The organism is Pseudomonas brassicacearum, from assembly GCF_003732265.1.
Lineage (GTDB): Bacteria > Pseudomonadota > Gammaproteobacteria > Pseudomonadales > Pseudomonadaceae > Aquipseudomonas > Aquipseudomonas brassicacearum_D.
Genome location: NZ_MOBK01000444.1, coordinates 1 through 258 on the forward strand (window position 1 = coordinate 1; position 258 = coordinate 258).

Here is a 258-nt window from a genome sequence, read left to right on the forward strand (position 1 = left end):
CACCGTAAGCGAGGGTCATGTACGAAGTGATGTGAATGCCTTGGCTCTGTGCAAACTCGACGACTTTACGGTTTCGCAGGTACGGGTGCAGTTCGATCTGGTTGGTCGCGATGTGGTCGGCACCGACCGCCGCAATCGCCTGCTTCATCAAATCGATGGTGAAGTTGGACACACCGATCTGCCGGGTCAGGCCCAAGCGTTTGGCTTCCAGCAGGGCGGCCATGAACTCTTCGACCGGGACCTGGTTTTCCGGCGATG

The 258-nt window shown here is 58.1% G+C and carries 1 protein-coding gene; it reads right to left on the reverse strand.

What is annotated here, in order from left to right; translation table 11 throughout:
- Window positions 1-258: aldo/keto reductase (locus tag BK660_RS32165; RefSeq protein ID WP_185045369.1), on the reverse strand; the 258-nt coding region annotated here is incomplete at both ends.